The organism is Bacillus shivajii, from assembly GCF_020519665.1.
In the GTDB taxonomy this organism is placed as follows: domain Bacteria; phylum Bacillota; class Bacilli; order Bacillales; family Salisediminibacteriaceae; genus Bacillus_CA; species Bacillus_CA shivajii.
On sequence record NZ_CP084703.1, the window covers coordinates 788,853 to 815,074 of the forward strand.

General features: G+C 37.9%; 23 protein-coding genes and 1 riboswitch. Of the genes, 12 read left to right on the forward strand and 11 right to left on the reverse strand.

What is annotated here, in order from left to right:
* The first annotated feature begins 184 nt into the window (after nt 1-184).
* Nucleotides 185-288: riboswitch (TPP riboswitch) on the forward strand.
* 348 nt (nt 289-636) lie between these two features.
* The 6 genes from tenA (at nt 637) to LGQ02_RS03830 (ending at nt 7,018) form a co-directional block, all read left to right on the forward strand.
* Nucleotides 637-1,311, forward strand: a complete 675-nt coding sequence (tenA, locus tag LGQ02_RS03805) for a thiaminase II (protein WP_226516907.1) — start codon at nt 637-639, stop codon at nt 1,309-1,311.
* The gene (locus LGQ02_RS03810) at nt 1,304-2,080 is read left to right on the forward strand and encodes an ABC transporter ATP-binding protein (RefSeq protein ID WP_226516908.1); all 777 of its coding nucleotides are present in this window, start codon (nt 1,304-1,306) and stop codon (nt 2,078-2,080) included. Before tenA ends, LGQ02_RS03810 begins: the two co-directional genes overlap by 8 nt.
* On the forward strand, nt 2,077-2,829 hold the full coding sequence (locus LGQ02_RS03815; protein ID WP_226516909.1) for an ABC transporter permease: 753 nt from the start codon (nt 2,077-2,079) through the stop codon (nt 2,827-2,829). The genes LGQ02_RS03810 and LGQ02_RS03815 overlap by 4 nt, the downstream gene beginning before the upstream one ends.
* Complete coding sequence (locus LGQ02_RS03820) at nt 2,826-3,815, forward strand: ABC transporter substrate-binding protein (protein ID WP_226516910.1); 990 nt, start codon at nt 2,826-2,828, stop codon at nt 3,813-3,815. Before LGQ02_RS03815 ends, LGQ02_RS03820 begins: the two co-directional genes overlap by 4 nt.
* A 242-nt stretch (nt 3,816-4,057) precedes the next feature.
* Complete coding sequence (locus tag LGQ02_RS03825; protein ID WP_226518211.1) at nt 4,058-4,999, forward strand: D-2-hydroxyacid dehydrogenase; 942 nt, start codon at nt 4,058-4,060, stop codon at nt 4,997-4,999.
* A gap of 183 nt (nt 5,000-5,182) precedes the next feature.
* Nucleotides 5,183-7,018 carry an EAL domain-containing protein gene (locus LGQ02_RS03830; RefSeq protein WP_226516911.1) on the forward strand — a complete coding sequence of 612 codons (1,836 nt, stop codon included), beginning with the start codon at nt 5,183-5,185 and terminating at the stop codon, nt 7,016-7,018.
* Between the two features lie 169 nt (nt 7,019-7,187).
* Here LGQ02_RS03830 and LGQ02_RS03835 read toward each other — a convergent pair whose 3' ends face one another.
* Nucleotides 7,188-8,678 carry a S8 family serine peptidase gene (locus LGQ02_RS03835; protein ID WP_226516912.1) on the reverse strand — a complete coding sequence of 497 codons (1,491 nt, stop codon included), beginning with the start codon at nt 8,676-8,678 and terminating at the stop codon, nt 7,188-7,190.
* A 421-nt stretch (nt 8,679-9,099) separates the two neighbouring features.
* Here LGQ02_RS03835 and LGQ02_RS03840 point away from each other — a divergent pair, with 421 nt between their 5' ends.
* Nucleotides 9,100-9,651, forward strand: coding sequence for a DUF3231 family protein (locus LGQ02_RS03840; RefSeq protein ID WP_226516913.1), 552 nt, complete (start codon nt 9,100-9,102; stop codon nt 9,649-9,651).
* A 163-nt stretch (nt 9,652-9,814) separates the two neighbouring features.
* On the opposite strand, the gene LGQ02_RS03845 is transcribed toward LGQ02_RS03840, so the two are convergent.
* Nucleotides 9,815-11,359 carry a S41 family peptidase gene (locus LGQ02_RS03845; RefSeq protein ID WP_226516914.1) on the reverse strand — a complete coding sequence of 515 codons (1,545 nt, stop codon included), beginning with the start codon at nt 11,357-11,359 and terminating at the stop codon, nt 9,815-9,817.
* Nucleotides 11,360-11,665: 306 nt separating this feature from the next.
* Between LGQ02_RS03845 and LGQ02_RS03850 the strand changes: the two genes are divergently transcribed.
* Nucleotides 11,666-12,706, forward strand: a complete 1,041-nt coding sequence (locus LGQ02_RS03850) for a LacI family DNA-binding transcriptional regulator (RefSeq protein WP_226516915.1) — start codon at nt 11,666-11,668, stop codon at nt 12,704-12,706.
* A 161-nt stretch (nt 12,707-12,867) separates the two neighbouring features.
* Nucleotides 12,868-14,532, forward strand: a complete 1,665-nt coding sequence (locus LGQ02_RS03855) for a glycoside hydrolase family 13 protein (RefSeq protein WP_226516916.1) — start codon at nt 12,868-12,870, stop codon at nt 14,530-14,532.
* Nucleotides 14,533-14,644: 112 nt separating this feature from the next.
* Here LGQ02_RS03855 and LGQ02_RS03860 read toward each other — a convergent pair whose 3' ends face one another.
* Together LGQ02_RS03860 and htpX are read right to left on the reverse strand one after the other, a co-directional pair.
* Nucleotides 14,645-16,090 carry a DEAD/DEAH box helicase gene (locus LGQ02_RS03860; protein WP_226516917.1) on the reverse strand — a complete coding sequence of 482 codons (1,446 nt, stop codon included), beginning with the start codon at nt 16,088-16,090 and terminating at the stop codon, nt 14,645-14,647.
* A 245-nt stretch (nt 16,091-16,335) separates the two neighbouring features.
* Nucleotides 16,336-17,250 (reverse strand): protease HtpX, encoded by a 915-nt coding sequence (gene htpX / locus LGQ02_RS03865; protein ID WP_226516918.1) that lies wholly within the window; start codon nt 17,248-17,250, stop codon nt 16,336-16,338.
* A gap of 259 nt (nt 17,251-17,509) precedes the next feature.
* Here htpX and LGQ02_RS03870 point away from each other — a divergent pair, with 259 nt between their 5' ends.
* Together LGQ02_RS03870 and LGQ02_RS03875 are read left to right on the forward strand one after the other, a co-directional pair.
* Entirely contained in the window at nt 17,510-18,460 is a 951-nt protein-coding gene (locus tag LGQ02_RS03870; protein ID WP_226516919.1) for a TRM11 family SAM-dependent methyltransferase, read from the forward strand.
* Nucleotides 18,461-18,498: 38 nt separating this feature from the next.
* Complete coding sequence (locus LGQ02_RS03875) at nt 18,499-19,221, forward strand: amino acid ABC transporter ATP-binding protein (RefSeq protein WP_226516920.1); 723 nt, start codon at nt 18,499-18,501, stop codon at nt 19,219-19,221.
* Nucleotides 19,222-19,376: 155 nt separating this feature from the next.
* Here LGQ02_RS03875 and LGQ02_RS03880 read toward each other — a convergent pair whose 3' ends face one another.
* From LGQ02_RS03880 to LGQ02_RS03900, 5 genes are all read right to left on the reverse strand, one after another.
* Nucleotides 19,377-19,979 carry a CBO0543 family protein gene (locus tag LGQ02_RS03880; protein WP_226516921.1) on the reverse strand — a complete coding sequence of 201 codons (603 nt, stop codon included), beginning with the start codon at nt 19,977-19,979 and terminating at the stop codon, nt 19,377-19,379.
* Between the two features lie 700 nt (nt 19,980-20,679).
* Nucleotides 20,680-21,306 carry a hypothetical protein gene (locus LGQ02_RS03885; protein WP_226516922.1) on the reverse strand — a complete coding sequence of 209 codons (627 nt, stop codon included), beginning with the start codon at nt 21,304-21,306 and terminating at the stop codon, nt 20,680-20,682.
* Entirely contained in the window at nt 21,275-21,964 is a 690-nt protein-coding gene (locus LGQ02_RS03890) for a hypothetical protein (RefSeq protein WP_226516923.1), read from the reverse strand. Before LGQ02_RS03890 ends, LGQ02_RS03885 begins: the two co-directional genes overlap by 32 nt.
* A 187-nt stretch (nt 21,965-22,151) precedes the next feature.
* Nucleotides 22,152-22,616, reverse strand: a complete 465-nt coding sequence (locus LGQ02_RS03895; protein ID WP_226516924.1) for a hypothetical protein — start codon at nt 22,614-22,616, stop codon at nt 22,152-22,154.
* 376 nt (nt 22,617-22,992) lie between these two features.
* Entirely contained in the window at nt 22,993-23,280 is a 288-nt protein-coding gene (locus LGQ02_RS03900) for a hypothetical protein (RefSeq protein WP_226516925.1), read from the reverse strand.
* Between the two features lie 674 nt (nt 23,281-23,954).
* On the opposite strand from LGQ02_RS03900, the gene LGQ02_RS03905 reads away from it, so the two are divergent.
* On the forward strand, nt 23,955-24,335 hold the full coding sequence (locus LGQ02_RS03905) for a DUF3006 family protein (RefSeq protein ID WP_226516926.1): 381 nt from the start codon (nt 23,955-23,957) through the stop codon (nt 24,333-24,335).
* 75 nt (nt 24,336-24,410) lie between these two features.
* On the opposite strand, the gene LGQ02_RS03910 is transcribed toward LGQ02_RS03905, so the two are convergent.
* Both LGQ02_RS03910 and LGQ02_RS03915 read right to left on the reverse strand, forming a co-directional pair.
* Nucleotides 24,411-24,671: a DUF3006 domain-containing protein gene (locus LGQ02_RS03910; RefSeq protein WP_226516927.1), complete on the reverse strand. Its 261-nt coding sequence runs from the start codon at nt 24,669-24,671 to the stop codon at nt 24,411-24,413.
* Nucleotides 24,672-24,682: 11 nt separating this feature from the next.
* Complete coding sequence (locus LGQ02_RS03915; protein ID WP_226516928.1) at nt 24,683-26,089, reverse strand: MBL fold metallo-hydrolase; 1,407 nt, start codon at nt 26,087-26,089, stop codon at nt 24,683-24,685.
* Nucleotides 26,090-26,222: the final 133 nt, after the last annotated feature.

Genomic DNA, 26,222 nt, shown 5'->3' on the forward strand with positions numbered 1-26,222 from the left:
CGTTAAACCCTCTACAGGTCCTCTAGTTGATTCCATAAAATTTCCAGGTGCCTGGCACCTGGAAGCATCTAGAAATTAATGGTTATACTTTTTGGGGGACTGTCATATATTTTCTTCAGTTGTTGATTAAACCATATAAGTATGGTACAAATATTCATAGATTAATGATTTCGAAAATTAAATAGAATCACTCTAGGGGTGCTTATCGAAGCTGAGAGAGACGACAGGTCTTAACCCTTTTAACCTGATCTAGTTCGTACTAGCGTAGGGAAGAAGTGTAATATGATAAATGAATGACGTGTATTTTTTTCAATATACGTGCAAAAATTTATTAAGTTTTTTAACCACTTCTTGCTATAGGAGTGGTTTTATTTTTTGTCACACTTTAAGAATTTTTAACTTTGCTAAAGGATTAAAGTAACTGCTCCTGCGTTTACTCGTCGCAGGTCGGAGTTATTTCGACGAAGCTGTTGCTTTGTGCTCCTGCGGTTACTCGTCGCAACTCGAAGTTTAATCAATGGAGTTATGCTTGTGGCAACTAAGGCTGTCGCCATTAGGACTTGGCGATAAGCCAAGTTTTGTTTATGATGTTTTAACGATAGTTAGAGTCATTAAAAAATAAAGGAGTGAAAAAGCATGAAATTTAGTGAACGATTACACGAAAACTTGAAACCGATTTGGCGTAAAAACCATGCCCACCCATTTGTGCAAGGGATTGGGGAAGGAACGTTAGAAAAGGACAAATTCCGATTTTTTATGATCCAAGATTATCTTTATTTAATTGACTATGCGAAACTATTTGCAATTGGTGCAATGAAGGCAAAAGATGTTGAGACGATGGGGAAGTTTGCTAACTTGTTAGATTCAACTCTAAACGAGGAAATGTCTTTGCATCGAGAGTACGCAAAAAAGTTTGGAATTAGTGAAGAAGAGCTCGAAACAGCAAAACCAGCTCCAACAACGCTTGCATATACACACTACATGTTACATGTCGGTCAAAATGGAGGCTTAGCCGAACTTGTCGCCGCTCTTTTGCCTTGTATGTGGAGCTACTGGGAAATCGGTAAAGAGTTGAATGAAAAGCCTGGAGCAAGTGAGCATGAATTTTACGGAGGGTGGATTCAAATGTATAGCTCTGACGAATTTGGTCAGCTGGCAACATGGTGCATTGATTTACTTGACGAGTTGACCGCAGGAAAGCCAGAAGAAGAGCTTGTAAAACTAGAGGAAATCTTCTTAAATACAACACGGTTTGAGTATATGTTTTGGGATATGTCTTATCGTCAAGAGATGTGGCCAACAGATGAGTGAACCAGTATTACAGTTTGAAGGTGTCAGCTTTCACTATGCAAAGGACAAAGGGCAGGACGTTACATTAATCATTGATAGCCTTCAACTCGACGTAAAGCCTGGTGAGTTTGTAAGCATCGTTGGCCCGAGTGGATCAGGAAAAAGTACATTGTTTAAATTAATTACCGGCTTAGAACAACCTACTGCTGGTAATATATTGATCAACGGTGAGGTGTTTGAGGATCGACTCGGTCATGTTGGGTATATGCCTCAACAAGATTTGCTCATGCCTTGGCGAACGATTATTGATAACGCATCTTTGCCACTAGAATTAAAAGGGGTAAAGAAACGCCAAGCTCATGAACAGGTAAGAGGCCTTTTAGAAGAGTTTGGTTTGAAAGGTACCGAAAACAAATATCCGGGTGATTTATCTGGAGGTATGAAACAAAGAGTCTCTTTTTTACGGACGATTTTAAGTGGTTCTAATGTCTTGCTTTTAGATGAGCCATTTAGTGCCTTAGATGCGATAACTAGGATATCCATGCAAGAATGGTTATTAGAGCAATGGAAAAAGTGGCAAAAAACGGTTTTATTCATTACCCATGATGTAGATGAAGCGTTATTTTTATCAGACCGAGTGTTCATTCTTACAGAAACACCTGTTCAGCAACTTCAAGAGGTTTACGTTCCGACAAAGCGCCCAAGATCGATTCATGATTTAAGTGAACCATCTGTTGTTGAATTGAAACATTATTTACTAGATCAACTACGACCGAGGTTGAAAGCATGAGGAATTGGAAGGATTATAGTGTCTCATTCATTCTTGTGGCTATTATTCTAATTATTTGGGAGTTGGGCGCGAGATTGCTGGATATGGCTTATATATTACCAGCACCAACCCAAATCATGTTGAAGCTCTGGGAATTAAGGGATCCGTTATTTTTTGTCCATTTACCTGCAACGTTGACGATTATTGTTGTCGGTCTTTTCATATCAATTGTATTGGGTGTTGGCTTAGCGATTTGGATGAACCTTAGTAAAGCCGCAGAAAAAGCCTTTTACCCGATTATAATCTCATCACAAACGATTCCTGTGATTGCTTTGGCACCGATCTTTGTTTTATGGTTCGGTTACTCGATTTGGAGTAAAGTTATTGTCACAGTTCTTATTACATTTTTTCCGATTACAGTAAATACTTTTGATGGGTTACGCTCAAGCAGTAAAGAATTAAAAGAACTTCTGTTAACAATGGGAGCAAAGAAGAAAGATATTTTCTTAAAACTTTATATTCCATCGGCACTTCCACATTTTTACTCAGGATTAAAAGTTGCTGTAACACTGAGTGTTATCGGTGCGGCGATCGGAGAATGGTTAGGCGCACAAGCTGGTTTAGGCTATTTTAGTCGAAGAATGATGACACAGTTTGATGGAGCAGGCGTTTTTGCGCCAATCGTATTATTATCAGCAATTGGAATTAGTTTATTTTTACTTGTCGTTTTACTAGAAAAGATTACATTAAAATGGAGGAAAACAGGATGAAGAAATGGTTATTAAGTAGTTTTATTGTCGCGGTTATCGCTACTCTTGCGGCGTGTGGAGGAAATGAAGCGGATGAAGAAATAACAGAAATTGACCTTATGCTCGATTGGTACCCAAACGCTGTACATAGCTATTTATATGTGGCAAAGGCACACGGTTATTTTGAAGAAGAAGGTGTGAAAGTAAATATTCAGTTTCCGGCAAACCCGACAGACCCTATTAATCTCGCAGCAGCAGGAAGAGTGACGCTGGGGATTTCCTATCAACCAGATGTTGTTATGGCTCGCGCTAACCAAGATGTGCCGGTGAAATCAGTTGGAGCAGTTGTTCGTTCTCCTTTAAATCATATCGTTTATTTAGATGATGAAGGAATTGAGTCGCCGAAAGATTTAACTGGTTTACAAATCGGATATCCTGGAATTCCATTAAACGAACCACTTCTAAAAACAATGCTTCAAAATGATGGGGGAAACTTTGAAGAATTACAAATGGTTGATGTTGGTTTTGAGTTAGGTTCATCAATTGTAAGTGGGAATGTTGATGCTGTGATTGGAGCATATATTAATCATGAAGTACCAGTATTAAGACATGAAGGGTATGAGCCCAACTACTTTAATCCAGTAGATTATGGGGTTCCGAGTTTTTATGAATTGGTTTTCGTAACGAATGACCAAACGTGGGAAGAGCAGCAAGATGTGATTGAAGCGTTTTGGCGTGGGGCAACGAAAGGATATGAATTTATGAAAAACCATCCGGAAGAAGCTCTAGAAGTGTTATTAAGTAACCAAGACGAAGCGAACTTCCCTTTAATTGAAGAAGTTGAGCAGCAAAGTCTCGAAATATTATTGCCAAAAATGGCGTCTGAGGAAGGGTTCGGTAGTCAGGATGAAGCGGTGTGGCAAGAAACAATTGATTGGATGAAAGAATTCGGATTAATTGAAGAGGAACCATCTATCGATGATATTTTCGTAGATATTGTTAAATAACTTTTTGAGGGCCTCTCCCCGGTGCAGGAAAGCTTTCATGTGCTGGGGGGAGGCGTTTTTATTAATGTAAGAGAATGCTAATGCAACTTTTGTGAAATAATTTTATCCTCCTTCACTTTTTACCCTACTCGAAACATATTCACCATCTGTTAACCACTAAACCCTTGACGTAATCCGTTCCTATTTTGAAAAAAAATGATAGAAAAGGTAGGATTATATATATAAGGAGGGAAGGTGTGACCATGAAAATTAATAAAATATTATTTGCAAGCCCTATGTATAGGGAAATAGAAGAGATGTTTAAAAAACAAGACGTTGATCAAACGAAACAGTTTCGTTTTCGTCATCCGGAGGAAGTAAGCGAAGAAGATTATTTATGGGCTGATGCTTTTGTGGCGTTTAAACGTCCAGATAACTTTACATTTGGAAACATAAAGTGGGTCCACTCTTTCGGAGCGGGAGTCGATAAAATTCTGAAAGACGTCGAATGGAAAGATGATGTTGTTTTAACAAGGACGGTATGTTCTTTCGGGCAAAAAATCAGTGAATACTGCTTAAGTTATATTTTAAGAGATTTACAAAATCACGACCGTTATGAAGATTTGCAGAAGCAGAAAGAGTGGAGAGCAGAAGCTCCGTCTCCATTGTATGAAAGACAAGTGACTGTGTACGGTACAGGGGTTATTGGACAGGAAGTCGCAAAAACGTTATCCTCTTTCGGGATGAAAGTATACGGAGTTTCTCTTAGCGGGAAACAAAAAAAGCATTTTAAAGACGTTTTTTCATCAGAGAATGGATCTCATGATGTTTTAGCAGAAGCAGACTATGTGATTAATACGATGCCACTGACGGAAAAAACTCGTGGGATGTTTGATAAAGCATTGTTTAATCAAAGCTCTAATGCTGTTTTTATTAATGTTGGTCGTGGTGAATCTGTTGATAATCGGGCTTTATTAGAAGCGTTGGATGATGGCAAGGTAAGAAAGGCCATTTTAGACGTGTTTCAAGAGGAGCCACTTCCAGAGAACGATCCGTTTTGGACGCACCCAAACGTTGTCGTTACACCACATATTTCAGCTGTGACAACGCCTGAAGAGGGTGTCGATTGCTTCATTGATACATTACATAAGATTGAAAATAATCTTTTACTTTCAAATCAAGTCGACCTAAATAAAGGGTTTTAATAAAAAGGGGGTCAGGTAACTGGCCCCCTTTTTCAACCTTCATTCTTCATTGCCTCGTTTCTAAGACCCATAAAGCTGGATTTTCCTCTGTTTACTTTTATTGTATAGTACTTTTATAATAGTGTTAAAGTGCTTGTCGTATGACGTCTTAGTAGAATACATCAGTAAATAAGGGGTAGTCATGTGAATAAAGAATTAGATATCCTTAATCAGCGTAACCGAATGATGGTGACCCTTCTTTGGTTATTATTAATGTTTACAGTAGTTACAAATATTATCTTACTAGAGTATGATCCAACCATTATTAATGCTCTTATTTTTATTGCTATATTAGGGATCCCCGTGTGCACAATTTTAACTTGGATGACATATAAACGAATATATATCGAAAGTACGATGTATTTTGTTACGTTAACGGTTCTTTTAATCTTATTTATTCTCAATTTTGTCGATAAGCATCCTATTAACTTATTTGTTTTGCTATTAGCTCCAATATTAAGTATGTTTTATAGACAATGGAAGAATATTTTACTTTCAATAATTGGTTCCTTCCTTATCTTTCTATTTTTTGTTTCCTTTAATAGTGACGTTTATTTTGCCCATTGGAACGCGTTTGATATTGTCTATTTCTTTTTGTTTTACCTAGTTTTAGCATTTGTAATGATACTAGAAGCAAAGTTATCAGAAGGGCGGAGAATTAAGGCTGAGAAAAAAGTGGAATTTATGGCCTATCATGATAACGTTACTGGATTAGCAAATATCAATTATTTCTATGAGTTACTAGAACATTCGATTAATCAATCACATCATATTAATAAAGAAATAGGTATCATCCTTCTAGATCTTGATAATTTTAAAAAGGTAAATGATTCAATGGGCCATCAATTTGGTGACCAGTTATTAAAGGATGTTGCTTGTCGATTAGAAATTTGTATGAAAGATAAGGGAACATTGTGTCGTATGGGGGGAGATGAATTTTTACTGCTAATATCTGAAGTAGATGAAGAAGAGATGCATAGTATAGCTAAAAAGCTTCAGCATGAATTTGAAAAGCCATTTCTAATAGATGGAATGTATATTCATGTGACAACAAGTATGGGAATCTCTTTCTATCCATCAGATGGTAAAAGTGCAGATACATTAATTAAATATGCCGATATTGCGATGTACCGTTCGAAAGATCGGGGGAAAAATGACTATCATTTTTTCAAGCCTACCATGAATACGTCTACATATTCTGAATTCATCCTTGAAAATGATCTGCGAAAAGCATTAGCAGAAGAGGAATTTAAGGTTTATTATCAACCTTTTATTGATATTGAAACTGGCGAAATAAACGGTATGGAAGCGTTATTGCGCTGGGATCACCCTGATAAGGGGATCATCTCTCCAGATAAATTCATACCGTTAGCAGAAGAGACAGGTTTGATCCTTCCAATTGGTGAATGGGTTTTACGAACGGCTTGTAAACAAATAAGAGAATGGCAAAATGAAGGATTCCCTCCTATAAATGTGTCCGTCAATTTATCATTGCGACAGTTTTTACAACAAGATTTATGTGAAAAAATAAGTGAGATTATAAAAGAAAATGAACTCGATCCAAGGTGTCTTGAATTAGAGATTACGGAAAGTATCGCGATGGACATCAATTATACGATGCGCATTCTTAAGAGGCTTAAAAAGCTAGGAATTAAAATATCCATGGATGATTTCGGGACAGGTTATAGTTCACTAAGCAATTTAAAGAATCTGCCTATTGATAAATTGAAAATAGATAAATCGTTTATCCATGATATTAGGAATCCATTATACGAAGTTGAAGTTGTTTCAACAATTATTACCCTTGCAAAGAACTTGAGGCTTCAAGTGGTAGCTGAAGGTGTGGAAACTGAAAACCAATTACAATTTCTTGAGAAAGAAAAGTGTGATGCTTTTCAAGGGTATTTATTTAGCAAACCTTTACCTGCTAGTGAAATTGAGGAACTATTAAAGAAAGAGCATAAAGTGAGTGTTTCATAAAGTGTATATTATTTTTCTCGGTTTTTTAAAAAGGGTTATTTAAAGGCATTAATTCCGGTGCAAGCCACAGCTTAAGCGGGTGTTCCCTATATATGGGGAAAATTGTATAGTATATATAGAAAAAACAAGTCAGTGAACCAATCGTTCCTGACTTGTTTTTATCATTTATTTATCTAGTTAAAGCATTGTATATGTTGACACGCCCATGACCAAAATATTCACTGTATCCAGTCTTATCAACACTGTCAGCTGTTTGCTGCAGGCGATTTTGGACTTGGCGAGGAGTTGGCTTTTTGCCTGTTTCTTCATATACTTGCGAGATGTAAGCTGCAGCAGCTCCTGCTACTTGTGGGGAAGCCATTGATGTTCCTCTCATCCAAACGTAACCATTTTCACCAAAAAGCTGTTGGCTTCGGTTATTGTCAAAGTAAGTTGGATAAGCGCTTAAAATGGCAAATTTAAACGTGTCTCCTCCTTCATAACCAGCAGGAGGGTCGTCACCACCAGGTGCACCAAGGTTGATTGCACCGTTTCCGTAGTTAGAGAAGAAAGATAGTCGATCTTCTGTACCAAATCCGCCTCCCATCGCAGAAACAGTCACAACACCTGGAAGATGAGCTGGGACGAACCAAGCAGCTCCGTTTACATCATATTCTGGTCCAGCGTTTCCTTCAATCCAGTCGGCTACCTTTGAAGGGTTGCTCATATCTTGAGCAGAATTTCCAGCAGCTGCAACGACTGTTACATTTCTACTAACAGCATAGTCAACTGCTCGTTTATAAGCAACGACATCTGCTGCTTGGTTGTTCCCCATTCTTACACGCTCTCCTGTTTCAGGGTCTGTATAGAACCATTGGCCGACGACACGTGTTCCCCCTAAGCTCATGTTAATGACATCGACACCGTCATCAGCTGCAGCAATCATTGCATCTGTAATCCAAAGTTGTTGTGCGCTTCCTCTGTTGAAGACACGGTAAGACTTTAAACCAACGTCAGGAGCGATACCTTTCATCCGTCCATTACCAGCGATTGTACCAGCAACATGCGTTCCATGTCCGTGGTTATCCCATGAATCCTCCGTACCTGGTACGAATGTACGTGAAGCTTCAGGACCTCCGATAATATTTGGTGCTAAGTCTGGGTGATCGAAGTCAAATCCTGTATCAATAACACCAACGACGACATCATGTGTACCACTATGTACATCATGACTTGCAAAGTTATTTGTCACTTTTTCAATATCCCATTGCCAACCAGCTTCCCAAATGTTTTCATCAACAGGAACAGGGCCAGGGTTGTCTCCTGAAACAGCTTCACCATCAAGATCAAAATCAGGTAAATCGAGGGTGACATCGATTGAAGGAGAAAGACTTAGTACATCACTTTCTTTAGTTAATGATTTAATAAATTGAAGTGGGTTATCAGACGTTGCCTCTAAAACCCCAATTTGAGACACTTCGTACGTTATTTCACCACCAGCACGGTTAATGATGCCAGCATAATTACTAGGAAACTCTTCAGATTTAAAAGCAATAATAAAGCGTTGCTCAGAATCATTAGTAGATTCAGGGGGAGAATCAGCACCTGCAAAACTAATGGATGAAGCGAGTAAAGCCATGACTACAACAAAAATAAGTTGAACCCTCAACAATTTTTTCATTGATTTCCTCCTTTAATTTGGGATGATATAGAAATATTGTGGTAGTTTATGGAATAGACTCGATATTCTCAAAATGAATCAATAGATATAAAAGTTTATATCATGTTCAGAGGACAAAGACCTGATTGTGTTAATGACTTATCAAACGAAAGACTCTGTCTTATAGAAGTAATAGATAATCGTTAGTCCTATAGGTAGCCACTCATTACCCGAGGGGGATAAAGAACGGATGTCGTACTTGTGCCTATATGTGAAGGCGAAGTGTATTTCAACTGCGATCAAATAAAAATGCAAATTAAAAAAATGAAAAAAATAAATTCTGAAGTTGTCATCAATTTTAAAGATGTGAATTATGAAATTCGCTCAACGTAATACATAACTTGATTATTTTTGAAGAAATTAATGGTAAGGAGGTATCAAAATGCCTAATCCATTTGAAGCATTTTGGAAGGCTTTAAAAACAAATACCGATAATGACTCAAAAGCACCGTTACATGTTGGAGAGGTAATGGCAATATGGACTTATTTTACAGCCGTCAATGAAATGCTCAGGTATGAGGAAATGGGGCTAAACACTACGAAAAATGAAGAAGTGAAAGAAATGCTCACTGATGCACATAAAATGTGTCTATCACAGTCAGAAAGACTTGAGTCATTTCTTATCAAAGAAGGGGTTCCACTACCAGAAACTTCTCCACCTAAACCAGATAATGTGATTGATGATATTCCCCATGGGATCAAGGTGACGGATGACGAAATCGCAAATGGTGTGTCTTTAAAAATAGCGAGTGCAATCGTAGAATGTGCGATGGGACAGGCTCAATCGATTCGTACGGACGTAGGTATGATGTGGGCAGAATTTCAATCAGAGATGTTAACCTTTAGTACATCATTAAAGGCTTTGATGCGTAAGCACGGTTGGTTAAAAATTCCGCCATACTATTATCCATCAAGTGATAAGAAATCATATTGAGTGGTGAATGTTCTAAGTTAGACAAATTATGATATAGAGCTGCCCACTCTCGAATATTTTCTAAAAAAAAAACAGGAATGGATTCTTGAGGTATAGGAAAATAATTAAAATTGGGAGAAAAGGTTAGGGGAAATGGGCAAACAAAACGCCAAGTGATAATTAATCACTTGACGTCTTGTTCATTTTGATCAAAGTGGATGTTGATAAAATTTTTGATTCTTTCTTCAGCATTTTCTGGGTTAATCCATAAGTCTGGCTCTAGGCCAATACCTTCTTTTTTCATATGTTCTGGGTGGTAGTTAAAAGTAGATGGAACATCCATAACAATGTTGCTGTTAGGAAGTTCCCAGAAAAGAGCCCCACCGCTATTTAATGCGCCCATTGTCGGAGTACCGACAAGAATGGTATTTTCTACTTGTTTCATCACTTGAACCATATGTTCTGCCGCTGATGCTGTATATTCATCGATCAGGACAAAAATGATGGAATCCTCATTTTTAATATTTTTTTCAGCGTAGAATTCACGTCCCCAGTGTGGTTCATCTAGAGGGAACAGGATCGAACTAAACCCTGTAAAGTCACTAAGTGGATCAGCGACAACGCCTCTACTTTCGTAATATTGCTCTGTATCTTCATAAATGTGGTAGCCCGTATTTGAATAAAGTGTAAGTATATAATCTCCAAAGCCAGGTAGATAACCGAAAAGCTCCCTGTGCCATTCATTGATGTAGTGGGAATACCCGCCTTCATTGCTACGAATATCTAAAATCCAAACGGCTTCATCTTGTAACTTATCAGCTGAATCGATAAAGATGTTCGCTGAGACAGGGGAATGATCGTAAAACATAAAGGTTCTAAGAGATAATTGTGGAATCTCTTCGTCTATGATGATTTTGGAGTCATCCATTAATCGTTGACTAGAAACTTGGTTGAGCGTTACATCTTTCTCAGTTTTTTCACCATGCATATCAGTTATAAACTGAAAAGTTGGGGGCTCGTTTTGCTCAGTAAACAAACTAGGGGTATATACTAGTTCTCCATTTTCATCAATAGATGGTTTTAAGAATTGTTCGAGATTTTCTTCCTCATTAATGCTTACGAGCTTAGCTCCATCGGTCGTAGAAAAAAAGTAGCCGTTGCTGGTTTTATTAAATGAGGTTTGTTCACTGATGAAAAGGTTATAGTTAACCGATGTAACAAGTTGACCGTCGATATAAAAGTGTGTATCACGTATAAAGGAATAGTGCTCAATGAGTAATTGTGATAATGCTCCTGCGTGAATCGTATCGTCCGAATCAAACCGTTCATGAATCGTATCGATTAGGTCGTCACGAGCATTTTTAAACGTTGTATCTCCGCCGTTTGCTTCATATAGTGCGTACATATATTTTAGGACTCGATGCATCGTCTCGACGTCTTCGATCATTTCTTCTTTTGTTATATAAGCGTGTGGTTCGCCGGTATACCGGATTTCTTCCAGCTCACCTTCAGAAAGCTCTGTGCTTTCCCATTGGTCATAATCATAAAGGAATTCATCAACATTGAAGTCAGGAGCGATATCAGCACCTCTATTTTCTTGTACGAGTAATAGGACTGCTTCTAAGTTATCAATTGCTTCCTCTTCGATTGTGTCTTCAGATAAACCCGTACAGCCTACAAGGAAAAATGTGATGAAAGCTGCAATTATCACGTGTAATATATTCTTCAAACAGTTCCACCTCCCATATCTGGTTCTACGACAAAGTGTCAAAAAAAGTTTCGAGAAAACCCAGGAAAGTTTCATTAATTTATCGCCAAAACACCACTTGTCACTAGTAGTTTCCAATTCCCTCCAAGTTGCAGACACTTGGTAAGCATTTGGAAGCAGTAGGGAAACGTTTGGGAAAATTTGAGGCTTATAAGAATGTCTATTTAGATGTGAATATTCACATGATCGTCGATTTTGGGGTTTGACTGTATAACGTTATTTATTTAAAATAGGTATGATTAGTTAACCGGTTAACCTGGAGGGAGTATGAAAAAGAAACCTACAATACGTGACGTTGCAAAACATGCAGGAGTTTCTCCTGCGTCTGTATCATACGTTATAAACGGTGTGAAAAAAGTATCAGACGAGACACGGTTAAGGGTACAGGATGCTATCAAAGAATTACATTATTCCCCTGACTTTACTGCAGTTAGTCTATCTAAAAGGAAATCAAATCTAATTGGTGTCTTAATGCCTTTAATTGACGATTCACCAGCATCGGTGTTTAAGAAAAACCAGTATTACCACGAATTCATTAGTGGAGTGGAATTAGTAGCAAGAGAAAAACAGTATGATACTCTCATTACGAGTGTTAGTGACCCTGAAGAGTGCAGGCAATGGGTGAAAAAAAGGAATTTAGATGGGCTCGTATTTTTAGGCCATTTTCCAGAAGATTTATACCGTGAAATGAATAAATTATCGATTCCTATTGTGCTCATTGACACGTATAAGAGTTTTTCTGAGTCATTTCATAAAGTCCAAATAAATGATGAACATGGCGGGTATTTAGCAACAAAACATTTAATTGACTTAGGTCATAAAGAGATAGCGTTTGTTGCAACAGAGCTAGATATAAGTGCTGTAAATAATAAACGTCTAGAAGGTTATACAAGAGCTCTTGAAGAGTCTGGTATTCGAACTGATAGAAAGAAAGTTTTCGAGTGTGATGAGATCACTTTTGAGCAAGGGTTTCAAATGGCAGAGCATCTTTTAAGTACGAATGATAGTATTACAGGGGTCGTTGCTGCTTCTGATATTTTAGCGATAGGCATGATGAAAGCGTATCAAGAAAATGGAAAACAAGTACCCGGTCATTATTCAATCGTAGGGTTTGATGACATAAGTATATGTAAGTATATGACTCCAAGCTTAACAACGATCAGGCAAGATATTTTTCAAAAAGGTAAAGTTGCCACTGAATTATTACTTCAATCAATTGAGGCTGATGAAACCACAATGGAAGTCAAACGTAGAACGTTTGAACTACCAGTTCAACTAATTGTTAGAGACTCTACAAAAGCTTTATAGAAAAAAATTTCAACTTGAAGTTAACCGGTTCACTTATAGAATACTGTATGTACTAGTAAGAAAATGGGAAAAGTATGAGACAGTAAAGAAAATATTGGAAAGAGTTATGATTAAATGAAGAAAAAAAGTGATAATTTTAGAAATTGATAGGGGGAAGCAACATGAAACAAACTTGGTGGAAAGAGGCTGTAGCATATCAGATTTATCCACGTAGTTTTATGGATTCAAACGGCGATGGAATTGGTGATATTCAAGGTGTCATCTCTAAGCTGGATTATTTAAAACAATTAGGGATCGATGTCATTTGGATTTGTCCGGTTTTTAGTTCACCAAATGATGATAATGGTTATGATATTAGTGATTATAAGGGAATCATGGAAGACTTCGGAACAATGGATGATTTTGATCAGCTTCTAGAGGAAGTTCATAGCCGAGGTATGAAGTTAATATTAGACCTTGTTATTAATCATACATCCGATGAACATCCATGGTTTATAGAATCGCGTTCGTCAAAGGATAATCCGTACCGTGATTACTACATTTGGCACCCAGGTAAAAATGGGAAAGAACCGAACAACTGGGAATCAATTTTTGGCGGCTCAGCATGGGAATATGATGAAAAAACTGAAGAATACTTTATGCATGTTTTTTCTAGAAAGCAGCCTGATTTAAATTGGGAAAACCCCGATGTTCGTCGTGACTTGTATGACATGGTGAATTGGTGGTTAGACAAAGGAATTGATGGTTTCCGTGTTGATGCGATCTCACACATTAAAAAAGCTCCGGGATTTCCTGATATGCCAAACCCTGAGAACAAGAAATATGTTCCATCTTTTGACGGCCATATGAATCAAGAAGGGATCCATGTTTTTCTTCAAGAATTAAAAGAGGAAACCTTTGATAAATACGATATTATGACTGTCGGTGAAGCAAATGGCGTAAAGGTGAATCAAGCAGAGGAATGGGTAGGCGAAGAAAACGGTTGCTTTAACATGATATTCCAATTTGAACACCTGGATCTTTGGGGAAAGAGTGCTGAAGGTAGCTTAGATTTACCAGCGCTAAAAAAAACGTTAACGAGATGGCAAGATGGTCTTGAAGGAATGGGCTGGAATGCACTGTTTTTAGAAAACCATGATCAGCCTCGCTCTGTTTCTACGTGGGGAAATGATGACAAGTACCGTGAAAAATCAGCAAAATCTCTTGCGACGATGTACTTCCTAATGAAAGGAACGCCGTTTATTTATCAAGGTCAAGAAATTGGCATGACGAATGTTCAATTTGAATCTATTGAGGACTATAATGATGTCGCGATCAAAAATTTATACCATAATGAACGAGCTGAAGGAAAATCACACGAAGAAATCATGGAAGTGATTTGGAAAAACGGACGTGATAATTCACGTACACCAATGCAATGGAATGACGGGGAAAACGCTGGGTTTACGACAGGGAAACCATGGTTAAAACTTAATCCGAATTATACGGATATTAATGTTGAAAGGGCAATGAAAGACCCTGATTCAATCTATAACTACTATAAAAAACTGATCGACCTCCGTAAAGAAGAATCAGCTCTTGTTTATGGTACGTATAATCTTGTCTTAGAAGACCATGAGCACGTGTATGCGTATACGAGAACGTTCAAAGAAGAAACGTTTTTCATTATCGCAAACCTGTTTGCAATCGAAACAGAAGTTGAATGGCCAGCACCTTTGCGTGATAAAACGAAACAACTGTCTTTAAGTAATAACAACACGACGGAAAAAGAGAGTGATCACATCGTATTAGGGCCATATGAAGCACGCGTATATAAATTAACGTAGTTTTTTATTTAAGTATTTGTGCAAACGGTTGTACAGAAAAAATATCCAAAGGTAAACACCAAAAATATCCAGGTGCCCGACACCTGGATATTTCTGGTATTTATTTTTGTGATTATTTCTTTGCTTGATAAACTTTTAGTTTTTTTCCTTTGACGGTTTTGTTTTTCATTTCTTGCAGAACGAGGGAGCCTTTGTCGTTTAAAATATCGATAAAGGTGGCATTTTGCTCAATACTTATAATTCCTATGTCATCAGCTGTAACGTCAGGAATGCTCGTGATCGTTCCAACGAAGTCAACAGGTCTTAGTTTCTTCTTTTTCCCGCCATTAAAATATAGTTTCATAATATTTTCATTTAACTTCGCACTTTTATCTTTTTTCTCTTCTGATCTCGTATTCAGCTTCTCTTCAAAAGCGGCTTTACTAGTGCTGACCTCTTCTTTGGAAGGGGCTTGTATTATAGGGATCGAAAAGCCAATATAGCTTTCAATATCTTGAATATCTTTTTTCTCTACAGGTGTCACGAATGAAATCGCATTTCCATGTTTGCCAGCGCGACCAGTACGTCCCGTTCGGTGGACGTAGCTTTCTTTTTCAAAAGGGACGTCATAATTTATGACTAAACTGATACTTTCAATATCAATCCCTCTTGCAGCAACATCTGTCGCAATCAAATAGCGGAATTTCCCTCGTTTGAAGTTATCCATCACTGCAAATCTGTCCTTTTGATAGAGTCCGCCATGTATTTTTTCACAAGGGTAATTTGCTTGGTTTAATTGGCGAAAAATATGATCGACACTCTCCTGCGTGTTACAAAAGATGATACAGCTGTCTGGGTTTTCGGTAGTCATGACATCTTTTAGCAAGTTGAATTTCTTGTTTTCGGTCGTTTCTATAACAGTGTGATCAATACTATCTGTCGTTAAATGTTGGCTTGTGACCTCAATTTCATCAGGGTTTTTCATATAATTTTTGCGTAGGTTCTCTACATCTTCTGGGATGGTTGCCGAAAAAATCGAAGTTGTTCGATTTGTTGGTAGTTCCTTGATAATTGCTTCGACTTGATCAATGAACCCCATATTAAACATTTCATCTGCTTCGTCTATAATAAGGTTTGTAACTTTTTCTATAGGAAGAGTCCCTTTTTCAATGTGGTCTAGTACCCTTCCTGGCGTTCCAACGACTACGTGTGTTTTTTGTTTCAATTCTAATTTTTGTTTATTAAAAGGCTGTTTGCCAAAAACGGCAGCAGCTTTCACACGTTTGTATCTTCCAATATTCGTGATATCTTCTTTCACTTGAACTGCGAGTTCACGAGTTGGGGTGAGAATTAACGTTTGTGGTTTGTTTTCCTCCCACTCTGTTAATTCACAAACTGGAATGCCGAAAGAGGCCGTCTTGCCGCTGCCTGTTTGCGATTTAACGACAAGGTCTTTCTTGTTTAACGAAGGAGGAATTACTTTTTGTTGCACTTCAGTAGGTTGTTCATAGTTCAAGTCTGAAAGTGCTTGTCTAATCTCTTTACTTAAATGAAAACTCTCGAAACTTTCTATATTCATATTGTTCCCTCATTTGTTATAAGATGTTGTAACTGTACATGAAGTCTTGGCGATTTTCAATGAGTCTATACAATAAGCCCCTCTAGATTTTCCGGTTACTCCTAAGCTTCAGGAACCTGGAAAAGAATCCCTGTGCGTCTGGCACTTGGTTTATTATGGAAATAGATGAACTTAAAAAAGCAACTGCACTATCGTGATAGAGCAGTTGCAAAAGTTAAAAGATAATTCGACAAGTCTCTGGTACCTTATCTTTGTTCTAGACGAGCAATTCTTTCTTCAAGGTCAGGGTGAGAAGAGAATAGCTTTGCCATTCCGCCCTTTCCGTTAATCTTCATTGTTTGAATCGCTGAGTCGTCTGTACGGTCATTAGCTGTAGCACGGTTTACGTGTGCTTGTAAAGAACGTAGGGCGTGTGCCATTTTATCTCTTCCTGCTAAGTCAGCACCACCACGGTCCGCATGGAATTCACGGTAACGAGAGAACGCCATAACGACAATACTTCCAAGAATCGAGAATAAAATTTGGAAAATAATAATTGCAGCAAAACGAACAATCGTCTGCATCTCAGAACGTACTAAACGTGAAACAAGAATTGCTGCGATTCTTGAGAAGAAGACAACAAATGTGTTTACGACACCTTGCAATAATGTCATTGTTACCATGTCACCATTTGAAACGTGAGCTACTTCATGGGCAATAACCCCTTCAACAGCATCGTCGTCCATTGAGTTTAGTAGACCAGATGAAACAGCAACGAGCGAGCGTTTTTTAGATGGACCAGTTGCAAATGCATTCACTTCGTTCGAATGATAAATTCCAACTTCAGGCATATGCATTAAGCCAGCTGCTCGAGAGAAGCGGTGTACTTTTTCTACAACAGCTTGTTCCTGAGCTGTTAAACGGCCGCTTGGATCAAGCACTTTTACTTTCATCATTTTCTTCGCCATCCAGCGTGACATCGCAAGTGAGATGAATGATCCAGAGAAACCGACGAGTAAACTAAAGACAGCTAACGCACCGAGGTCAATTCCTAGACCAGGTCCACCTGTATCAAACGTTCCTCCGATATCTGTAAACGTCGTAATTAACGACCAAACAACAACAATCGTCGTCATGACTAAAATATTCGTTAAGATGAAAAATAATAATCTTTTTCCCATTGTCAGCCTCCAATATTTAAAAACTATTAATATATTAACATAAAATAGAAAGACAATGTACAAGTAAAGAGCTGCCAGTAATCACTAAACTCATCATATTTCACTCGATTGAATAACATAGCGAATTTATACACCAAATATCCCCAATTGGCAGGCGCCTGGAAACGAATCACCAAATGCTTGGCGCTCGATACGTTTATCGCTTTTTGGAATTCTTTGATATAATAACAAAATCGAATATATAAAGGATGACGAAAGATTGAATAAAACTAATAATAAAACGATGAATTCAATATACACTTATTCATGCACAACAGAAGAGCTCGAACTATGTAAATTGGAAATGCGCGCTTTCTTTGGTTTTGATACTGAATCGGGTGTTATAGAAAGCGAGAAACAAATTAACCCGAAGCGCAGCCCTTTTATGAATGAACGTCTTGATGTACTTCTAGAGAGCAAGACGGTAGAAGAAATGGTGGAAAAAGTAAAAGAACTCCCTGCTTTTAATCAGACATTCAAACTCATTTTTGTCCAAAACCCTACTACTGAAAAATTAACGTATACGAAAAGACAGCCGATCGTTCGTGAAGTTGGATTACAAATGAAAGGGGACGTCGACTTAACATCTCCTGAGCAACTTTTCGGAATCATGAATTACAACGGACGTTGGGTATTCGGTAGACTCTATTACAACGAACCAGTTTGGCTCAAACATCAGGAAAAACCGCATGAATACTCGACAGCATTAAGTACACGGATGGCAAGAAGTGTTGTCAATATCGCTGTACCCGATCCAACTGACATTAAAGCGATCGATCCGTGCTGTGGAATTGGGACCGTTCTTATTGAAGCTTGCTCTATGGGAGTTAATATCGATGGTAGCGACCTGAATATTCGCGTCGTATATGGCTCGCGGAAAAACCTCGCACATTTTGGCTACTCAGCAAACGTGACGTTAACTGATATCCGAGATGTTACTGGGGATTACGATGTCGCATTGATAGACATGCCATACAACCTTTGTTCGGTCATAACAGATGACGAGAAATTTGAAATGTTTCAAAGTGCTCGTACATTTGCGAAAAAAATCGTCGTTGTTTCGATCGAGCCAGTTGATGAGATTATAGAACGAGCTGGATTTTCAATTATTGATCGATGTGCAGTCAGTAAAAACAAAATGTTCTCTCGAGAAGTGCTCGTCTGTTCATAATTGTAAAAAGAGTTGTTTTAACGGAGGTTAAAGTACAAATGATTAACGTGACAGATTTATATAAATCCTTTGGCGATTTAGAGGTTTTAAAAGGGATAAATGCAAAGGTAGATGAAAAAGAAGTCGTATGTGTCATTGGGCCATCTGGATCAGGGAAAAGCACATTTTTACGTTGCTTAAACTTACTTGAAGAAGTGACGTCAGGGGAAATTATGATTGATGGAGTCAGCATCACAGATCCGAAGGTGGACATAAACAACCTTCGATCAAAAGTCGGAATGGTGTTTCAACACTTTCATTTGTTCCCTCACATGACTGTGTTGGATAATGTCACATTAGGTCCGCAAAAAGTTAAAGGAATAAATAAAAAGGAAGCTGAAAAACGAGCCTTGTCTCTCTTAGAAAAAGTTGGCTTGTCAAATAAAGCAAAAGCTTATCCAGAGAGCTTATCTGGAGGTCAAAAACAACGTGTAGCGATTGCAAGAGCGTTAGCGATGAACCCGAAGGTTATGTTATTTGATGAGCCCACATCAGCGTTAGACCCTGAATTAGTTGGTGATGTGTTAGGAGTAATGAAAGACCTTGCAAAAGAAGGAATGACGATGGTTGTAGTCACTCATGAGATGGGGTTCGCCAGAGAAATGGGAGATCGTGTTATTTTTATGGACGATGGAAAAATAATGGAGGAAGGTGCTCCAGACGATCTTTTTGATCACCCAAAACATCAAAGGACTCAATCTTTTTTAAGTAAAGTGCTTTAAGCCGAATGAGGTCAGAAAACTGAACATTGTATATGAAAACTTAAAGGTTCTTTGCTTTTTACGTAGGAAATGGAGAGAATAACGATCTAAAAAGGTCGTTATTCTTCTACTTTATCCTGAAAAAAGATGTTCCTACAGATATTGAAAACCGATCACTATTGTTGTGTTAAGCCTAGATAATACCCTCCTAAAAATATCGTAATGATTAGAATGAAATGAATGAGAAACCAACCTATCTTTCCATACGTTAGATGTCGAATTTGAAGCGGCTTTCTTAAATGTTCCGGAACGATCATTCCACCAATCCATTCAAAGATAAGAAAATAAATCCACCACCAAGTATAGGAATCCCAGAGATCCCATTTAAATTGATATTCAATAAGACGTGTTCCTGTTAACATGATTGTTTCTAAGAAGATGCCAACATGAATAATGGTCCAGTAAAAGGGGATTTTCCACGGCCATGGTTTTGGGCTGTATCTAACGCCTACTAAGACAAGCAAGGGGAAAGTTATCGTTACTGCTATAATGGGCATTTCAGAAAGTTTAGGAAGAAGGCGGTAGGGAAAAGTATAAAACCCAAAATTTACAAATAAAAAACATAGAATATTACCTATAAAAGCACTCATTAAAAATAACATTCCATAATGTTTCCAGCTTAATTTTATGTAATAAATTAAACCTAAGACCCCTATGCTAATTGCTCCCAAAAGAACTAGTGTTTCTCTATTAGGGTTGATATTGATGTAAGTCTCCATAAGTATTACCTCAATTATTTATATTACATTTTCTAATCCTTATCATCCCTTTTAGGTTTACAAATTATGTAAACACTTTCAACCCTTGGTTGACTTAGAAAATACTTATTTTTACTAGTTGCCTATATAGAAAAAACGAGCTGATTCGTCAGCTCGCAAGTTAATATATTTTTTAGGGGAGACCATTTACTCGAATCAATTTAGTAACTCAAAATAAGATGCGAAACCCCAAATGATGAGTGTGAACTTCACTTCAGACGGACCTTTCCCGAGGGCTTGTCTTCAGCTAACTTAGGCTCAACAACTTTTCGCCTAAGTGGATCTTCAGCTCGTTGTTCCTGCGATTACTCGTCACAGATAAACAGTGCTCCTGCGGTTACTCGTCGCAGATAAACAGTGCTCCTGCGGTTACTCGTCGCAGGTAAAGAGTGCTCCTGCGGTTACTCGTCGCAGGTAAAGAGTGCTCCTGCGGTTACTCGTCGCAGGTAAAGAGTGCTCCTGCGGTTACTCGTCGCAGGTAAAGAGTGCTCCTGCGGTTACTCGTCGCAGCTCGAAGCAGTTCGAAGAAGTATTGCTCGTCGCTGATCCTCTGGGAGGTGCCGTCTTTTGTTACCTTCACTTACAAATAAAACGTGCATTTAATGAAGTATTTATCATATCATTCGTTTCACTGTGCAAAAAACGTAATTATGAAATACATTCACTCAACAACTAATTCAAAAGATTCTTCCTTGTCATCCCACTGAACGTCGACTTCCACAATCATATCTTCTTGCATGACTGCACCAGTGCCACCACCGCTAGTCGAAAATACTGTCTTAGAAACAGGTTCGTCTTCAAATGTTAACCTCACACTACCTTCACCAGTGGTACCTCTTGTAAAACGACACTCTAACTTTTCCATCGGCGCGAGTTCTTCTAATCCCCCGTTGTAGGTGAGCTCAAACGTATAATTACTATGACTCTTATAAGTTGTAACACCAGATTCATCTTCTCCCCAAAGTTCTTGGCCATCATAGAATAGAACGGCTGACCAATTAGTTCCTTCCCCTTCAAACACATATTCATGTACGACGATTTCTTCGTCTGGAGAAAATATAAACCATAACATTGTAAAGAAAGATGCTAATAATATAAGAGAAAAAATTGCGGACTTTCCTTGAAATTTTTTCGTGTTATTTCTTTTCGTTTTTCTTTCTTCAAACCGGCTATCTCTTTGCCCGTCCGTTAGTGATTTGTGATGACTATACGGATCCATTGTATCCCCCATTTCTATATCTTTTTTTCGGAAAATACTAGTCGAGAATTTCCCAATCGAAGTTTTCATTAAGAATTGCTTCTTTTAGCCTGTTTTCATCTAGTAATCTATAAAACTCGTCACCGATCATGATGTTTCTACCTTCAAATGTAATTCGATGAAGGTTATGACGACTTTGATCAGTGTAGATCGTTAAATAAAATTCCATTCCAGAAGTACGATTATGGCTAAACAAAGACATTTCTGTCGATTCATCAATGAGCCGCTTGATGGTTTCTTTATCTTCGATCGTTACCTTTCTGTCTATAAATTTGTCCGTTTCAAGTGATCTCCAATTAACGTCAATAGCTATAATGGTCTCATTTTTATCAAGCATTTGTGAGATTGCTTCTTCAAAAGTCGTGCTTTTCATTACGTATACCGTCATTGTGAGAGGAACGAGAGTGACGATCGATAAAAGAATCAGCCGGTTAATGGTGGATTTTCTTAACTGTGTTAATCCAACCCCAAGAAGAAACGAAAAGACAATTAAAAATAAGAAATCGTTCATTATACTTCTACTAGGCGCTAATTGTCCGTAAAAGAGTAATTCGTGTAAATAGTGTAATCCTGTATAGATTGCAAAAGTATAAATTGGTGCTGCCCACCATTTGTAATAATATGACACAAATCCACCAGCAATTACGGCAATGATCGCGATTAGTAAGTTTGTTGTATCAAGCATCATAATGTAGCACCTCATTTAAAAACATCGTTCTATGCTATGAAGACTTTAACTTTATATACGGTCGGCTACTCATATCGTTTCATGATTTGACACATTTGTTGAAAACGAAGACGATGACGCAAAAGAAAAGAGCCAGACCCCCATACCAAGATATAATATATCTTTTAAAGGATGGAGAGCCAGGCACTTAAATGGTATCAAGCCGACCAATAATAAGCTTTCTAAGAATTTTTCCGATGAAAAATCCAAGGAAAAGAAATATAATTGGTAACCAAATCGGACCGAAGTATATCCCGTTAATATGAAATGTAGAGGAGTAAACGACTCCTATTGTACCAATAAAGGCAGAAAAGACAAACGGCATAAATGCAAATGGCTCCGTTCCACCACCCGCATCTTTATATGCATCCCAAATTGCGAAAATGTATAAACAAGGATAGAACATAATCCATTGGTAATCAGTATGAGCAATAGCTTCAGTAATCTGCCCATGAAAACTTGGAATAATGACGTAATTTAAGCGTGCTTGAACGTTTATGAGAAACTCTAATAAAATGAAGACGATAGCTTTTAAATATTTACCATTTAGAAATTGACCAAAGCCTGGTAAGGCAATACTCCATAATAAAACTTCTATCTTTTTGTTTTTCATATTCATACCTCATTCATGTACGCTGTCCAGTGGTGCGATTCTTTTATAGTTAGTTATTAGTTGAATATGCTGATCGTTCTTCATTAAAGTCCCCCCCCATATTTTTACCAATGCAAAAATATCCTTCCCATATTCTGTGAAAACATTCTCTTTCCGCAGATGAGTGTCTCGTTTTTCATAAGTGGTTGGTGTTTACATGTGTGGGGTCGAATTACTCAATGCTCCAAATTACATATAAGGTAACTCACTCGCTATTAAACCGTTTAGCTAAATCGAGAGCGTATTGAACTTAAGTACATAAGAAAAACTCCTGAGAACAACGGTTCATCATGAGTTTCATAAGAAAGTTAGCTTTTATTTATAAAAGGTGTGTTATTTATTCGATTCGAGTAAATTCAGGAAAGTTAAATACCCATTTCATCCAAAAAGATTGTAAAAGACTTTGTAGCTTGTCGTAGTGATCGACTTCTCGGTTGTATGCAGACCTTTGTGCATAGCTTAATTCCCCGTCATCGTCTAGTACTTGTTGAACTTCTTCGTGTAATGTGTCGATTTTATCAATTTTTGCTTCTATATGGTTATAGGTTAAAAAAGCAAGCAAACTGTATACTGCTAGCATAAAGCTTATAAACAGAAGTAATGGCCCTTTAAAGTATTTCAACATTTTCTTCACCTCCTCATAGAGTTAATAGATTTTGTACTTGCCTTTTTGGAGATGGATGAATACATCAAAGTAAATGGGTTCCATGAAAGTACGGTAAAGGCTTGTTTAAAAGATGGGAGCGGGAAAGGAAAGAGGAGAAATGCTCGTATCACATAATATGAAAGGATGAAAAAATGTGACACTGTCTTTCATGAATTGTCAAAATTTTGTACGATAGATAGCAAGCGAAATCGTCCTAATTGAATCAATTTCATAATTACGTTTTATGCGCAATAAAACGAACGATATTATAAATTTTTCGTTAAATGTATGTTTTATTTGGGAGTGAACGTAACAAAAGACGGCGACTCCCAGAGGGTCAGCGCAGTCTGAAGATCCACTTAGGCGAAGAGTTATCGAGCCTAAGTTAGCTGAAGACAAGCCCTCGGGAAAGCGTCCGTCTGAAGTGAAGTTCACGTTCATCATTCGAAATTTCGTATCTATTTTGAGTTATGAAATTGATTCCATTGTAAAAAATATGAAATGAATTGTATAATATGGACGAATCCACGATTATCTCTACACGCGAAATTCACCTCGTTTTGTTTGGCAAAAGTTATTTTTTCTGCACGTACTCCAAACTTAAATTTCCTATTAAACGTATCTAAACAAATCCATGTAAAGGGAGGTTAAAGATGAGAAAAGCGTTTATTTGTTTTTTCTTGTATTTGTTGATTGTAAGTTTGTTCATTTCCTCTAATATCAGTATCTCTCCACCCGACAATGAAGTTCGTAAACTACCACTCCAAACAAAAAGTCTGATCGAGAAAATTTATACAGTCGACCGGATTGTTGACGGTGAAGTTGTCGTTCTCCTTCAGAAGAATGATGAAACGATTATTGAGTATGTTGCCCTTAGTGAGATGCCTGATGGTGTAGCAGAAGGGGCTAGGGTCTCATTATTGTTTTCTAACAAAGGTCATGTAAAAGAAGTAAGGATGTTAGAGAGGGAAACGACAGAAAGGAAGATCGAAGTGAAAGAAACTCTTGAACATTTAAGGAAGAGTGGCAGGTAAAAGATGTATGATCGTAGCGAAAAAAAAAAAGCACCTCCGCTACGCGAAGGTACTTTTAACATGAAGTGGTCGTTTTTACTTTTTCTTAAATTGGCTACCTTTTTTCTTTCTTAAGAGAGCCATTTTAGATGAAATCCGCTCTTGCGTTGCTTTACTTTCTTGGTCAATAATGATTTTTTCAATGTCATCTCCGTGAAAACTCACCTTTAACCATGTACCTTCCATTGCACCACTAGGCAATTTATCGATGGGAACAATTATTTCTTGTTCTTCATCCTTTGTTAAAAGGACTGCATGTTTTTCATCAACGATTCGATCAATCACAACTTTTATCATGACGTTCACCTCTACTCGACACAAGCTAATCCTTGTTCTTTCATTTCAGAAACTCTAGCGTCACCAATCCCATGGATTCTTGTTAAGCCCCTTACTGACTGGAACGGGCGTAAATCGATTAATGCTTCTGCTCTTGCGTCACCGATATGATTAATTTCCATCAACTGTTCTTTGGATGCAGTATTAATGTCGATACATTTGGCAGAAGAAGAGCTAGATGAAGGGGTATCTGCTTGATCGTTCGAATCCGTGCGTGCTTTATTTACTTGCACTTCACCACTTTGTTTTGTTTGAATATCGTAAGACGTTCCATCCGTTGTAATGATGATGGTGCCATGAATATCCGTACCGTAAAGCGGAATGCCGGTATTGTTGATTCGCTCAACGACTTCAGTGTGAGGGTGCCCATATTGATTATCTCTTCCTGCAGAGTAAATCGCAATTTCTGGTTGTACCGCTTCTAAGAAGCTGTTTGTATTTGATGTACTCGAACCGTGATGGCCAAGTTGGAAAATATCAGCGGATAAATCATGGCCATCATTAATCATTTTTTGCTCTGTTTGTCGTTCTGCATCGCCTGTAAATAAAAATGTGGTATCACCATAATGCATTCGAACACTCACTGATCCTTCGTGAAAATCTCCAGTTAAATGAGAAGGGTTCACGACTTCAATGAATAGCGAGCCAACTTCAAACGATTCTCCAGCTCGCGGCTCATGGTACGTTGCATCTGATTGTAAAATTGCATCGATGACACGTTCGAATGTTTGAGTTGTATGTTCATCACCAGACATCCAAACCTCCGATACCTCCAAGGCTTCGATTACTTTATCGACTTGACCGATATGATCGGCGTGAGGGTGTGTTCCGATCACAAGATCTAGATGTTTAGTTCCTACAGATTGCAGATACTGAACGACATCATTTCGGTCATGCCTACCCGCATCAATTAAAATATTAAAGTCAGGTCCTTGGAACAATGTTGCATCACCTTGCCCGACATCAAAAAAATGAACCGTTAAATCTCCCTTTGGTGGCGGCATTGCTAATTCATTATTACTTTTTTCAGTTTCCTTTGCTTCGTCATCCTTTTCAGTTGAAGGTTGTGTAGTGTCTTCACTGTCCGTTACTGTTTCTTCATTTGCTTCTTGTTCCATTTGATCTTTATGATCTTCGTCCTCAACAGATTGCTCTACTTCTATACCTTTATCAGAGGCTTCATCGACAGAAGTTGTTTCTGAAGGCCCTGCGGAAACACCGAAACCAATAAAACTAACGATAAAAAGGGTGGCGCAATACAAGGTTAGCCTTTTGCGCGTTTGCTTAGCTTCCCATCTTAAAATCGTACTTGGATTCACCATACCGATCGACCAAGCAACGATCGAAACGAGAAGTAACATAAAAAAGAGATATTCCATCCAACTTCCTCCTTCATCTATATCAAGCTTTCCATTCATTACGAAACGCTTAAAGAAACATTATAACAAACGATTGCTTATCTGTACTTAGTCGACTTGTGCAAAGTTTTACGTTTATATACATAAATGATAA